This window comes from Streptomyces sp. P5F9 (assembly GCF_057961495.1).
Window position 1 is genome coordinate 1 of sequence record NZ_JBXVPZ010000287.1, and the last position, 12,607, is coordinate 12,607.

Sequence of the window (12,607 nt, forward strand, 5' to 3'; positions counted from 1 at the left end):
TCGGAGATGTGTATAAGAGACAGCTCCAGACGGGTGCGGGCACCCTGGATCGCCTCGGGTGTGGTGGCGTACTCGTGTCCCTCCAGGCGCAGCAGCTCCAGCGCGCCGACGGAATCCAGGACCTGGCGCTGGCCGGGGCGTATGCCGGAGGTCATGACGGCGATGCCGCGCCGGTTGAGCTTTTCGACCGCGTCCTTGAGGACGAGGGCGCCGGTGGCGTCGATGGTGGTCACGCGGGACATGCGCAGGATGACGACGCGTACGTCGGCGACCTCGGCCAGTTCGAGGAGGAAGCGGTGGGCGGCGGCGAAGAACAGCGGGCCGTCGATGCGGTAGGCGACGATGTGCTCGGCCAGCAGTGCGTGCTCCTCGGCGCTGTGGTCGCCCCGGTCGAGCGGCACCTGGTCCAGGCGGGCCTGTCTGGCCACGGCCCGCAGGGCGAGCGCGCTCGCGACCATCAGGCCGAGCACCACGGCGTAGACGAGATCCAGAGCGAGAGTCGCGGCAGCGGTGAGCACCAGGATCAGCGCGTCGGCGCGGGTGGCCTTCGCCATCGCGCGCAGCGAGCCGACCTCGACCATGCGGATCGCGGTGGCGAGCAGCACGCCGGCCAGGGCTGCGAGCGGGATCTTGGAGACCAGGGGCGCGGCCGAGAACACGATCACCGCGAGGACCGCGGCGTGGGTGAGGGCCGCCAGCCGGGACCCGGCGCCGGTACGGACGTTGACGGCCGTGCGCGCGATCGCGCCGGTCGCCGGCACCCCGCCGAACAGCGGGGCGGCGATGTTGGCCAGCCCCTGGCCGAACAACTCCCGGTCCGGATCGTGTCTCTGACCTACCGTCATGCCGTCGGCGACCGACGCCGACAGCAGCGACTCCAAAGCGGCCAGCGCCGCGACCGCCACCGCCGGAGCGAGCAGGGAACCCAGCGAGCCGAGGTCGAGGAAGGACAGTGAGGGAGCCGGGAGCCCGGAGGGCAGATCGCCGATCGGGGTGGCGGCGTCCAGGCCCGCGGCCTGCGCCACGACAGTGGCCGCGATCACCGCGAGGATGGAGAACGGGACGGTGGGTCGCAGGCGGGCGCCGATCAGCATCACGCCGGCGACCGCCGCCGCGAAGGCGACGGCGGTCCAGTTCGGATCCTTCGCGAACTCCTCCACCGCGCGCCAGGTCACGACGAGTACCCGCTCGCCCTCCGGCTTGGGCACCCCCAGGGCGTTCGGGACCTGCTGAAGGCCGATCACGCAGGCGATGCCGAGGGTGAAGCCCTCCACGACCGGCGCGGGCACGTACTGCATGTACTTGCCGGCCCGCAACAGGGCCAGCGCGACGAGCATCACGCCCGCCAAGAGCCCCACCATGAGTACCCCGGACGGTCCGTGCGCGGCGACGATCGGCACCAGCACCACCGTCATCGCGCCCGTCGGCCCGGACACCTGCAGATTCGAACCGCCGAACACCGCCGCCAGCGCACCGGCGATGACCGCGGTCGCCAGCCCCGCCTCCGCGCCCAGCCCGGAGGAGACCCCGAAACCGAGCGCGAGCGGCAACGCGACGACCGCCACCGTGAGGCCGGCCAGGAGATCGCGGCGCGGGTCACGACGCGTCTGCGCCCAATCGCTCCGGCCGGGAAGCAGTTCGACGATCCGGCCCCGGATCCGGGTGAGAGCGGACGTCATCGCGCGGCGACCTGGGCTTCCCGGAGTTCGGCGAGGAGTTCGTTCCGGCCGGAGAGCATCTCGGTCAGGATCCGGCGCGCGGCCGTCATGAGGTCGGCGACGTCACCGCCGGCCACCTCGTAGACCACCGTGGCCCCCTCCCGCGTCGAGGTGACGATCCCGGAACGGCGCAACACGGCCAGCTGCTGGGAGAGGCCGGAAGGCTCCACCTCGATCGCGGCAAGCAGGTCTCGCACGGGCAACGGCCCGTCCTGGAGCAACTCCAGCACCCGTATCCGTACGGGATGCCCCAGCATCCGGAAGAACTCGGCCTTGGCCTGGTAGAGCGGAACGGACACGACTCCTCGACTTCCCCGACAGCGCCCCACTCGGAGGCAGGTGAAGGCTGCACCCGCGGCTACATGCAGACACAGCTAACACAGCATCTAGCTAATTGCGAAATTTTGCAATTAAGCATCCGACTACTGCCCGATCGTTCCCGGCGAGTGAGGGGGCGGGTCAGCCCTTCTTGACCACGCTCGACTTGAGCTGCATCGCCCCGAAACCGTCGATCTTGCAGTCGATGTCATGGCCGTCGACACCGTCGACCAGCCGGATACCCCGCACCTTCGTACCGGCCTTGATTCCCGAGGGACTCCCCTTGACCTTGAGCGCCTTCACCACGACCACGGAGTCACCGTCCTGCAACACGTTGCCGACGGCATCCTTGACCACCCGCTCCGCAGGAGCGCCGGAGTCCGAGCCGCCCTCGGCGGGCACCCACTCATGGCCGCACTCCGGGCACACCACCAGGGCGTTCATCTCGTAGGTGTACTCGCACGAGCACTTCGGACAGGGAGGAAGATTCTCGATCATCTCGCCAGCGTATCCGGCCCCGCACCTCGGACGATCCCGTCATCCGGCGAGCGGATACGGCCCCTCTGAGGCACGTCCGTCGGGGAGAGAAGCAGGCGTACATCGGCTTGAGACGGGGTGCAGGGCTCGTGGACCGGGTGTCGACGAGCAGCCCCGATCCGGTCTTCGGGGCCACTGCGCGACACGGGCCGGACGGAGGGACGATCCGTCACGGAGCCCGCTCGGCGAAACCCCGGTGCGAGCCGCTTCCGCCGACTGCTCAAGGCCGGCGGCAGCGAAGCCGGCAGCCTGGGCGGTGAAGCCTTCCCGGGCGCAGTGCGAGGCGTCGCGGCCCGCGAACGCTCGGCCGGCAGGCCCCGGACGCATCCCGTGCAGGGAGATGCCGATGTGGTCGGCTGCTTCGGGGGATGTAGGCCAGGATCTTCCGGGTGAAGGACGGGACTCGGATCGTCATCAACTTCCGTACACGTCAGGGCAGTTACCGCCCACCAACAGGTCCCGTCGTGGCGTTGTCCGGTCGTCGCGGGTCAGTCCCGAAGAGACTCTCCGGAAGCCGGAGCCACCTGCGTACGGTCCCGGCACCGGGGCGGATCGGCACCGGTCCGCCGTAGCCGACGGAACACAAGGGGAGGCATCGTGGCGAGTGTTGAAGTGTCGCTGAAGGAGATGACGGCCGGGATCGAGGGGGCGTTGGGGGCAGCGGTCGTCGACTACACCAGCGGGATGGCACTGGGCACGCTGGGCGGCAGCAAGAGCCTGGACCTGACGGTCGCCGCGGCCGGCAACACGGATGTAGTCCGGGCCATGGTGCGCACCATGGAGCAACTGGGCCTCAAGGGCCAGATCGAGGACATCCTGATCACTCTGGACAGCCAGTACCACCTGATCCGCCCGGTCACCGGCCGCGGCGGCAACGGCCTGTTCCTGTACCTCGTACTCGACAAGGCCCGCTCGAACCTGGCCATGGCCCGCCACCAACTCAAACGCGTAGAGGGGGCGATCGAGATCTAGGCCGTCCCGGCATGCGGAAACGAGCAACGGCCAAGGTGAAGGAACTGACCCGGCGGCCCGGTGCCTCCTGAGGCGGTTGATGCCGCCCTCAACCGCCAACCTCGGTGGCCGATCGCCGCGTGAGCCGCGTTTCTTGCGGTGGCGGGCCTGGCCGGCCTTGTCCGGGACGGATCCCGGGCCGCCGCCGCAGGCGACATCTTTCCGATGGCTGGACGAATCACAGAAAAGCCCAGGTCAGTGGCGTTCTATCCGCTCACTGCACCGCGTGCGAGAGAATCAGAGCGTCAAACGAGCGTCAGGACCATCGATCCATCGTGTCCGAGCACAGGAGGACTCGCCGGAGAAGAGGGTCACGTCCGCTGGAGGACACCGTTGGCGAGTTCGGCGGTGCGCTATCCAGCCGTAGGCGGACGAAGCGGGAGGCTCTTGTCGAGGCTGCGGTAGCGGGACCAGCGCAGATCGCAGCGGCGAAGACCCTGGCCGATAGTGCCTTCGATTCCTGCCCGGATGTTGAATTACTGCTGCCACTTCGGCGTCTTCTGTGCCTGGCGGACGCGGCGGATCGCTTCGTGTTCCTCACGCGGTCCCAGGGCCGGTCTGCGGGGCGAGTTGGCGGAGTGCGCGCATTTGGCGCGGACCGGGCACGCAGTGCGGTGTTTCGGGTCGAAAGCGACCAGGGACTGGACGTAGTCGGGCCGGTGCCGTTGCGAACGCCAGCCGGTGCTGTGATGCCCTTGGGAGCCTGTGGCCTGCTGTGCATCCCAGGAGATGACGAAACCGTCGACGTCGAAGCCCTCGTTGTGGTTGGCGGCCAGATCGGCGTGGATGGGCGGGTCATCTCCACGTCCGTGACGGTAGCGACGGTGGTGACGACGTGAGTGATCAGGTGCGGAGCACCGGGGTCGCCGACGGAGGTGATCCACTCGCGGCCAGGCGGGACGGGATGGCCTCGGGGTCGACGGAATAGAAGTTGCGGCCGGTCGGCAGGACGTTGACCAGGGCGCGCAGGGGCGAGCCGGAGGGGCCGGCGGGGACGAAGCCGCCGTTCAGCGCGTGGACGGGATGGTCGAGTTCGGCGGTCGTGGCGGCCGGGCGCGGAACGACCTCGCGGGCGGCGAACTCCAGGACGGCGGCGACCTGTTCACCGTGGTCGACGGGTACGGCGGCCGGGTCCCAGTCGGCGTCCTCCGTCGCCTGGACCAGGGCACGGGCCCGTTCCTCGGCCGCGTCGGCCGCGGCGCGGGTCGCGGCCGACGCGGCCGGGCCCAGGGCCTCGCGCAGGCCGGGCAGGGCCATCGAGGTGTCCGTGGGTCAAGGGGACGTCAATTCCTCGTGGTTCAGGCGGTGTTGGGACGAAAAGCGTTGACATGGCCATGCATGCCGCAGCAGAGTGACGGCGTCCCACAGCACGTCCTGCACGATGTTCGGTTCGGCCGGGCTCCGCCCGCCCACATGGTGCGGACGTGTACGAGGCATGCTCCCGACCCCACTTCGCGACGCACCGATGCCGGACGTGCCCCTTCTCCGAAAGGGAACGGATCATGTCCCTGGCATCACTCCTCCACCGCATGGCGAGACCCGGCCTGGTGACGGCGGCCCTCGCGGCCGGCTTGCTGACCCTGTCGACGACCACAGCCAGTGCCGCACCCGCCCTCACCCAGATCAGCACCGACCCCTACACCAACTCCACCAGCCAGCACGCCACCGAGGTCGAGCCGGACACCTTCTCCTACGGCTCCACGATCGTCTCGGCCTTCCAGGTCGGCCGGTTCAACGACGGCGGCTCCTCCAACGTCGGCTTCTCCACCTCCACCGACGGCGGCGCCACCTGGACCAAGGGATTCCTGCCCGGCATCACCACCCAGGCGGGCGGCACCTTCCAGCGGGTCAGCGACCCGGCGGTGGCCTACGACGCCAAGCACAACACCTGGCTGATCTCCAGCATCCCCATCACCTCGTCCGTCACCGTCCCCGAGGTCTTCACCAGCCGCTCCACCGACGGCGGGCTGACCTGGAGCAACCCCGTCGTCACCGCGACCGGCTCCAGCCTGGACAAGAACTGGATCGTCTGCGACAACACCGCCACGAGCGCCTTCTACGGCAACTGCTACACCGAGTACGACAACAACGGCGACGGCGACCGCCTGAAGATGACCACCTCCAGCGACGGCGGACTCACCTGGGGCGCCTCGAAGAACACCGGCAACAACGCCACCGGCCTCGGCGGCCAGCCCGTCGTCCAGCCCAACGGCACGGTGATCGTCCCCGCCTCCAACGCCTCCGAGACGTCGATCCTCGCCTTCCGGTCCACCAACGGCGGCAGTACCTGGACCTCGACCACCACCATCGCCACCGTCAGCACCTTCACCGTGCGCGGCAGCCTGCGCAGCGGCCCGCTGCCCTCCGCCGAGATCGACGCCGCCGGCAAGGCGTACGTCGTCTGGCAGGACTGCCGCTTCCGCGCCGGCGGGGGCTCCTGCACCTCCAACGACATCGTGATGTCCACGAGCACCAACGGCACCACCTGGTCGACGGTGGCCCGCATCCCGATCGACGCGACGACCAGCACCGTCGACCACTTCATCCCCGGCCTCGCCGTCGACCCGGCCACCTCGGGCACCACCGCGCACCTGGCGCTGGCGTACTACTACCACCCGGTCGCCAACTGCACCGCCGCCACCTGCCAGTTGGACGTCGGGTACGTCTCCTCGACCAACGGCGGCAGCACCTGGACCACGTCGACCCAGCTGGCCGGTCCGATGACCCACTCCTGGCTGGCGAGCACCACGCAGGGCACCATGGTCGGCGACTACATCTCGACGTCCTTCTCCGGCGGAACGGCCCACCCTGTCTTCGCCGTCGCCACGGCCCCCAGCGGATCGGTCTTCAACGAGGCGATGTACACGCCGACTTCGGGCCTCACCGCAGCGGCGGGAACCGCCACCGTCACCACCGCGACCGCACGTGACAACGCCTTCTCGGCCCGCCTGGCCGCGATCGCCTACGCGCAATGGCTGGCCAACGGCGGCACCGGGGGCGGCGAGGACAGCCCCTGACCGACAACCCCCGATCGCAACAGCCGCCCCGGCAAGTCCGCCGGGGCGGCTCCGCACCACATCTCCTTCTGTCCGGCGGGCCATGCGGGCACTCCCCTGGCCGACCACTTGCAGCGCCCAAGGACAGGTGGTCCCCGCTCCAGCCCGAGTTCCGCCGCGGCATGCTCTACGCCGTCAACCCGGTCGGTGTCGTGGCCTTCGTCACCGCCTCCGGCCTGTCCATCGCCATGCACTTCCACGCCCTCGGCGACACCCGAGCGCGACGACGTACGTCTGCCACGTCTGCCACCACAAGGTCGGTGACCACGTACTGCCCGCGCAGCCGTCTGACCCCTCTTCGGCCGAGGACGGCGATCCGCCCACCGTCCTCGGCCGCTTCCCCATCTGAACCCGAGGTCAGTTCTTCGCCGGGAACTCCGCGCACCCCTCAGCCGACTACTGAACCGATGGCCCCTGCCCGAACATCCGCACCTGCGGTTCCGTATCCCATCAAAAGCCCTCAAGGCACCAGGAGTTCCCCATGGCTCAGAAGCAGTACAACGTCACCGGCATGACCTGTGCCCACTGCGCGGCAAGCGTCAAAGAAGAAGTGTCGGAGGTGGCGGGCGTGAGCGAGGTCGTGGTCGACATCGCCGCGAACTCCGTCACCGTGCACGGCACCGACCTCGACGACGCGCGGCTGCGGGCGGCCATCGTAGAGGCCGGGTACGCCGTCGCAGACTCGGTCGCCGCCTGACCGAGCGGTCCATCCGGTCGAGAGCGTCCCGAGGCGAGGTCCGGGCAGGACGGCACCACCCCCGCCGTCCTGCCCGCGCGGACGCTCGGCACGGCGGTAGGTGGCGTCCGGGGGCGGCCGACAGCCCGGTCCTACGGAGGGCGCCTCATGACGACGACTTCACGGGCGGTCATCTCGCGGAGATGGACGACAAGCCAAGCAACACCCGTCCAGTGATGGGTTGTTGATGTCGGCAGACGCCGATACGGGGATGAACTCACCACGGCCATTCGCCCCAGCCAGCCGGTGCGCTCGCTCTCGGCCGCCACCAGACGCTCGCCTGCCACGCCCGACGCACGCGACGTGTCATCACCGTCACGCATCCCCCTCCCCCCATCGGGCTCCGACAAGCACAGCACTCAGACCGCCGCCACGGCGGGTTCCTCCGCCTCTGCGAGGAGGTCGGTCAAGGTCGCCCGGGCGCGCGCGACGCGGGAGCGGACCGTGCCGATCGGGCAGTGGCTCGCCTCGGCGGCTTCCACATAGGGCAGGCCCAGCATCTGGGTCAGGACGAAGGCTTCGCGGCGCTCGTCCGGCAGCTCGGCCAGCAGGTCGAGCAGCGCGACGCCGTCGTCGAAGCCGGGCAGGTCGATCGGCTGGGCCAGTTCGATCGCCAGTTGCCAGTCCGGTACGTCAGACAGGCGGGGCCTGGCGGCAGCGTAGCGGTAGCTGTCGATGACGGCCCGGCGGGCGATCGACAGCAGCCAGGTACGCGCCGAGGAGCGGCCCTCGAAGCGGTGCAGGCTGCCGAGCGCGCGCAGGAACGTGTCCTGCACCAGGTCGTCGGCTGCCTGTGGGTCGCCGCAGAGATGAGCCACGTACCGCTGGACGTCGCGTTGCAGGGCGCGGACGAAGTGTTCGACCGCGTCCGCGTCACCGCCCCGGGCCGCGAGCGCCCACGCGGTGATCGCCTCGTCGAGAGCTGCCGACTTCTTCTCGCCTGTGCCGCACGAAGCGGGCAGGGCAGGAGTGATCACCTGGAGTCCTTCTCAGTCATCCGTGATCCGGACCTGGGCACGCGAGATCGCGGGCGGTCCGGTGAGTGGGGTGAGACGGCCCTACGGCGCTTGCGCGGACGTACGGCCGTGGCCCGGGGCACACCTCATGGGCGGCCTCGGGATGCCGGCTGCCTTCAGACGGCAGCGGTCCGAGCGGGCGGCCCCCGGGAGGTGATCGCGTGGACGAGGAGGAGAAGGCGCGGGGCCCGGTCCGGGTAGAGGTGGCTCCTGCGGATGCGCGGGCGGTCGGTGGGCGCGGGCAGGGCGAGCAGCAGTCGTAGCGGAGCCGCCAGTCGCCCGGCCAGAGCGCGCAGGATACGGAACGCGGCTTTCTCGCCGTGGGCCAGCCAGAGCCCGCACAGCAGCGCGGCCAGCAGGTGGGCGACGAGCATGCCGGTCGACGACGTACCACCGGCCGACGAGTTGGCCATGTGCATGGAGCCCGTCTGCATCGAGGCCATGTTCATGGTGGTGTTCGGGGAGACCGGATCACCGGACGCCGGCTGGGCGAGCAAGAACGCCGAATGCAGCACCGTCTGGGCGGCGACCACGACCGTCACGATGAGCGGGAGCCCACGTTCACGATCCGCCAGGCACCAGCCCGGGACGCCGGTGACGACCAGTCCGGTGGCCAGTGCCCACGCGGGCACGTAGTCCCCGGACATCATGACGTGACCCAGGGAAGCGAGCACCACACAGACGGCCGCGAACACCGCGGCCCGCATCGCGCGAGAACACCACCCTGGCCTCATGGCGCCTCATCCTGGCACCAGGGCACCCACTGTCATGTGCGGGTGAGCAAACCCATAGCCCACCACACTCAATCCACAGCATGTGACCCAGGCCACGACAACAGGCCGGAACTCAAAGGGAATTCCGTCCGACTCCTGTTGGAGAGGGCCTCGATGCCGGCGCCGTCGGAGCGATACCCCTTTCTCCTCTGCCTGGTGGTGGACACCCCGCTCGGGACAACCGTCGTCCGTGCCAAGGCGGTTGGCGACTTCGAAACCCCTCCCCAGTCCCGTCGTACGGCACAGGCCGAAGGCCACGGAACTGCCCTGCCAGCAGGTCTCCACCGGTAGGGCAACCCGAATCACTCCCAGTACGCGGCGAACACCGCCGCGCGCAAGCTTCGTACCGCTGGGGACGCGCTCACGTCCGCCGGTGCGGCCGTGCGGCCCGAGGATCTCTCCCCTTGCCCGCCCATGCGCATCACCGTCCACGTACTGCCTGGTCAACCCTGTGTCCTCCTTACCAGTCGGATGCGGGGCCTGCGACGGCCCCGCGACCGAGGCGTCAGTCCGCGTTGGCGGTCTTCGCGTTCCAGCGGTGTTCGACGTCGGCCAGGCGCCAGTAGGCGATGGCGCAGGCCCATACGACGACGAAGAGGCCGACGATGATGTAGCCGACGTTGTCGAGGTCGATGCCGGAGATCCAGCCGGTGATGCCGTCCTGGAGGCCGAGGTTGTCGTGCAGGACGCTGACGAGTTCGATGGTGCCGATGATGAAGGCGACGGCGATGGACAGGCCGGTGATGGTGAGGTTGTAGTAGACCTTGCGGACCGGGTTGGAGAACGCCCAGTGGTAGGCGAAGTTCATGAAGCAGCCGTCGAGGGTGTCGAACAGGCTCATGCCCGCCGCGAACAGCAGGGGCAGGCACAGGATCGCGTACCAGGGCAGGCCGGCGGCGGCACCGGAGCCGGCCATGACCATCAGGGCGACCTCGGTGGCGGTGTCGAAGCCCAGACCGAACAGGACGCCGACGGGGTACATCTGGCCGGGCCGGGTGATGGACCTCGTCAGACGGCCCAGGACGCGGTTCATGAAGCCCCGGTTGGCGAGGTGCTTCTCCAGCTCGTGCTCGTCGAACTGGCCGGCGCGCATGGCCTTGAAGACCCGGTAGATCCCGGTGAGGGCGACCAGGTTGAGGGCCGCGATCAGGTAGAGGAAGCTGCCGGAGACAGTGGTGCTGATCAGGCCGAGCGTCGCATGGGCGTCGGAGTCCTCGTTGAGCAGGGCGCCGGTCACCTTGGCACCGGCCGCGATCAGCGCGGCCAGGACGACCACGATCGACGAGTGGCCCAGCGCGAACCAGAAACCGACCGACACCGGACGCTTGCCGTCCGCCATGAGCTTGCGGGTGGTGTTGTCGATCGCCGCGATGTGGTCGGCGTCGAAGGCGTGCCGCATGCCGAGGGTGTAGGCGGTGATGCCGAGTCCCACGCCGAAGACCTGATGGCCGACGGTGTAGTGGTTCGGGGCGACCATGGCGATCAGGATCATGAAGGCCACGACGTGCAGGGCCGCGATGACGGCGAGCAGCGCGCCGGTGCGCAGCCAGTCCCGGCGCTCCCAGCGCAGTGGCCGCGCGGCCGGTGTCCCGGTGGCGGAGGACGGCGGGGCGGGGTTTTCGGGCAGGGACATGTTCGGGGCAGCCTCTCCAGCACCTCGTGGACGGGGTCGTCGTACGGTGCCGTGGCCGGTCTCCTGGCTGACGGGTCGAACGTCTCGCCGCCCGGCCTTCCCGGACGCGATATGCGCCCCGTGGCCGCCCGGTCCCAGGTGGGAGCGGGGATGGTGCGGAGACTTCCCGATCACAGTGGCGAGGGCCGCTCCGGACTCCCGTACCCGACCCTGATCGGACACGGTGCACCGGTCTTCCCGAACACCACGGCCGGATCAGGCTAGGTGCGCCCCCGGTCATCCACAAGTCTGCGCAATTGCGCAGGTGTTGCACCTCACATGGGGGCAGGAGTGAGGATGGGTGCATGCATCTGGTTCCGGAGGGTCGCGCGCATCGCCGTGCGATCGATGAGCACACCGTCTGCGAGGCCATCGAGGGCATCGGCGACGCGGCCCGCGTCAACGAGTGGGCCGCCCGTTTCTCCCTGCTGGGCGAGCCGAACAGGCTGTCCGTGCTGCTGGCCGTGCACCGGGCCGGGCCCATCGCCGTATCGGATCTGGCGCTGGCCACCGGCATCAGCGACACGTCCGTCTCGCAGATCCTGCGCCTGCTCCGGGCCTCGGGCACCGTCACCGCCGACAAGGACGGCCGCGTCGTCCGCTACCGGCTGACCGATCCCGGCATGGCGGCGCTGCTCGACTCCTCGCTTCCGCCGGAACCCATGATCTGAGGCGTCGCCGGCAGCCCGCGCCGCAGTCGGGCCGGCGCCCTCAACTGGCCCACACCTCCCGCCCGTTCATCAAGCCGTCGCATAGCTCGTACATGTAGCTCGTACATGCGGTCGGCCGTGGTCCGCTTCGTGATGCGCTCGCGGCCCGACGCCCAAGTGACCGCACTCACACGGCACCTTGGGAACTCACTCCCGCGCCGCCCCGACTCCTGTTGCGTCCATCCGGCAGGTCGGCGACCGCGCTCTTGGCCCCTCCCCTGCTGATGCGACCCGTCGTGAATCGGATTCGGATCAGGGATGCCTTACGGCCTCCCGGAGTTGGGGGTTTCGTGATCGCCGCGAGCGGACTGCGCTGGATTCTGAGCCTGATGTTTGCGGTGCCAGTCCTGTACGCGGTGTGGCGAATGGTTCTGCCTGCCACGGGCTTGGCCGAGCGGGCGGATCACGCGTGGCATGCGGCGATGGGGGTGCTGATGATCGCGATGGCCTGGCCGTGGGGCATGGACATATCGGCGTTTCCACAGGTGGCGCTGTTCTCGGGGGGCGGGTTGTGGTTCCTGGCGGCGGCTCCCTTCCGGACCGGTGACCGTACCTGGAGCCGCGCGGTACTCGCCGCCCTGCCGCACGGGTTGATGATGGGTGCCATGGCCTGGATGGTGGCGGCGATGGCGTCCTCCGGCGCCATGTCCGGCCACACCGACGCGGCCGGTGCGCATGACATGGCGGGAATGGACATGTCGGGCGGTTCCGGTCTGGCCGCCATGAGTCTGACCGGGACAGGGCCGCGAGTTACGGCGGTGCTGCTCGCGGTGGTTCTCGGGGGCCTTGGCCTGTCCTGGCTGACCCGTGCTCTCGACCGGACCAGGGAAAGAGGCGCAGCCGCAGAACGTGAACAGTGGGAGGGCGGGGCCGCGTTGGAGGCAGTGAGCCCGGACGGGGCCCTGTCCCCGGCGTGCCATGCCGCGATGGCGTTGGGGATGGCCGTGATGTTCGTCCTGCTCGTGTGACGTCACACGGCGATCGCATGTGGAGAGCGGTACGGCCCCTCGTCTTCGTCCCGCACTTCCGTTGTTTTCGCCGACTCCGGGTGGGGAGGAAT

Annotated in this window: 11 protein-coding genes, 1 pseudogene and 1 riboswitch; of the genes and pseudogenes, 5 read left to right on the forward strand and 7 right to left on the reverse strand. The window is 69.5% G+C overall.

Going from position 1 to position 12,607, the window contains the following annotated elements; genetic code table 11:
- From AC31A1_RS34100 to AC31A1_RS34110, 3 genes are all read right to left on the reverse strand, one after another.
- Nucleotides 1–1,679: SulP family inorganic anion transporter (locus tag AC31A1_RS34100; RefSeq protein WP_489657016.1), on the reverse strand; the 1,679-nt coding region annotated here is incomplete at its 3' end.
- A complete protein-coding gene (locus AC31A1_RS34105; RefSeq protein WP_489657017.1) occupies nt 1,676–2,017 on the reverse strand; it encodes an ArsR/SmtB family transcription factor in 342 nt (113 codons plus the stop codon). The genes AC31A1_RS34100 and AC31A1_RS34105, both read right to left, overlap by 4 nt.
- Before the next feature lie 160 nt (nt 2,018–2,177).
- A complete protein-coding gene (locus AC31A1_RS34110; RefSeq protein WP_489657018.1) occupies nt 2,178–2,534 on the reverse strand; it encodes a zinc ribbon domain-containing protein YjdM in 357 nt (118 codons plus the stop codon).
- Between the two features lie 636 nt (nt 2,535–3,170).
- Between AC31A1_RS34110 and AC31A1_RS34115 the strand changes: the two genes are divergently transcribed.
- Nucleotides 3,171–3,545, forward strand: a complete 375-nt coding sequence (locus AC31A1_RS34115) for a roadblock/LC7 domain-containing protein (RefSeq protein ID WP_489657019.1) — start codon at nt 3,171–3,173, stop codon at nt 3,543–3,545.
- Nucleotides 3,546–4,472: 927 nt separating this feature from the next.
- Here the strand turns inward: AC31A1_RS34115 and AC31A1_RS34120 are convergent.
- A pseudogene (locus tag AC31A1_RS34120) lies at nt 4,473–4,838 on the reverse strand (cobaltochelatase subunit CobN); the annotation flags it as partial.
- 248 nt (nt 4,839–5,086) lie between these two features.
- On the opposite strand from AC31A1_RS34120, the gene AC31A1_RS34125 reads away from it, so the two are divergent.
- The gene (locus AC31A1_RS34125) at nt 5,087–6,601 is read left to right on the forward strand and encodes an exo-alpha-sialidase (protein ID WP_489657020.1); all 1,515 of its coding nucleotides are present in this window, start codon (nt 5,087–5,089) and stop codon (nt 6,599–6,601) included.
- Between the two features lie 520 nt (nt 6,602–7,121).
- Nucleotides 7,122–7,337: a heavy-metal-associated domain-containing protein gene (locus AC31A1_RS34130; protein WP_489657021.1), complete on the forward strand. Its 216-nt coding sequence runs from the start codon at nt 7,122–7,124 to the stop codon at nt 7,335–7,337.
- A 398-nt stretch (nt 7,338–7,735) separates the two neighbouring features.
- Here AC31A1_RS34130 and AC31A1_RS34135 read toward each other — a convergent pair whose 3' ends face one another.
- The 3 genes from AC31A1_RS34135 to nicT form a co-directional block, all read right to left on the reverse strand.
- A complete protein-coding gene (locus AC31A1_RS34135; RefSeq protein ID WP_489657022.1) occupies nt 7,736–8,353 on the reverse strand; it encodes a sigma-70 family RNA polymerase sigma factor in 618 nt (205 codons plus the stop codon).
- A gap of 155 nt (nt 8,354–8,508) precedes the next feature.
- Nucleotides 8,509–9,126, reverse strand: a complete 618-nt coding sequence (locus tag AC31A1_RS34140; RefSeq protein ID WP_489657023.1) for a hypothetical protein — start codon at nt 9,124–9,126, stop codon at nt 8,509–8,511.
- A 544-nt stretch (nt 9,127–9,670) separates the two neighbouring features.
- Nucleotides 9,671–10,798 (reverse strand): Nickel transporter NicT, encoded by a 1,128-nt coding sequence (gene nicT, locus AC31A1_RS34145; RefSeq protein WP_489657024.1) that lies wholly within the window; start codon nt 10,796–10,798, stop codon nt 9,671–9,673.
- Nucleotides 10,799–10,834: 36 nt separating this feature from the next.
- A riboswitch (cobalamin riboswitch) is annotated at nt 10,835–11,062 on the reverse strand.
- An 80-nt stretch (nt 11,063–11,142) separates the two neighbouring features.
- On the opposite strand from nicT, the gene AC31A1_RS34150 reads away from it, so the two are divergent.
- Both AC31A1_RS34150 and AC31A1_RS34155 read left to right on the forward strand, forming a co-directional pair.
- Nucleotides 11,143–11,508 carry an ArsR/SmtB family transcription factor gene (locus tag AC31A1_RS34150; protein WP_489657025.1) on the forward strand — a complete coding sequence of 122 codons (366 nt, stop codon included), beginning with the start codon at nt 11,143–11,145 and terminating at the stop codon, nt 11,506–11,508.
- A 329-nt stretch (nt 11,509–11,837) separates the two neighbouring features.
- Nucleotides 11,838–12,515 carry a DUF5134 domain-containing protein gene (locus tag AC31A1_RS34155; protein ID WP_489657026.1) on the forward strand — a complete coding sequence of 226 codons (678 nt, stop codon included), beginning with the start codon at nt 11,838–11,840 and terminating at the stop codon, nt 12,513–12,515.
- Nucleotides 12,516–12,607: the final 92 nt, after the last annotated feature.

Bases quoted from the DNA above. Each gene is read 5' to 3' on its own strand.
- nicT (WP_489657024.1), bottom strand. From the start codon at position 10,798: ATGTCCCTGCCCGAAAACCCCGCCCCGCCGTCCTCCGCCACCGGGACA.
- AC31A1_RS34150 (WP_489657025.1), top strand. From the start codon at position 11,143: ATGCATCTGGTTCCGGAGGGTCGCGCGCATCGCCGTGCGATCGATGAG.
- AC31A1_RS34130 (WP_489657021.1), top strand. From the start codon at position 7,122: ATGGCTCAGAAGCAGTACAACGTCACCGGCATGACCTGTGCCCACTGC.
- AC31A1_RS34140 (WP_489657023.1), bottom strand. From the start codon at position 9,126: ATGAGGCCAGGGTGGTGTTCTCGCGCGATGCGGGCCGCGGTGTTCGCG.
- AC31A1_RS34110 (WP_489657018.1), bottom strand. From the start codon at position 2,534: ATGATCGAGAATCTTCCTCCCTGTCCGAAGTGCTCGTGCGAGTACACC.
- AC31A1_RS34125 (WP_489657020.1), top strand. From the start codon at position 5,087: ATGTCCCTGGCATCACTCCTCCACCGCATGGCGAGACCCGGCCTGGTG.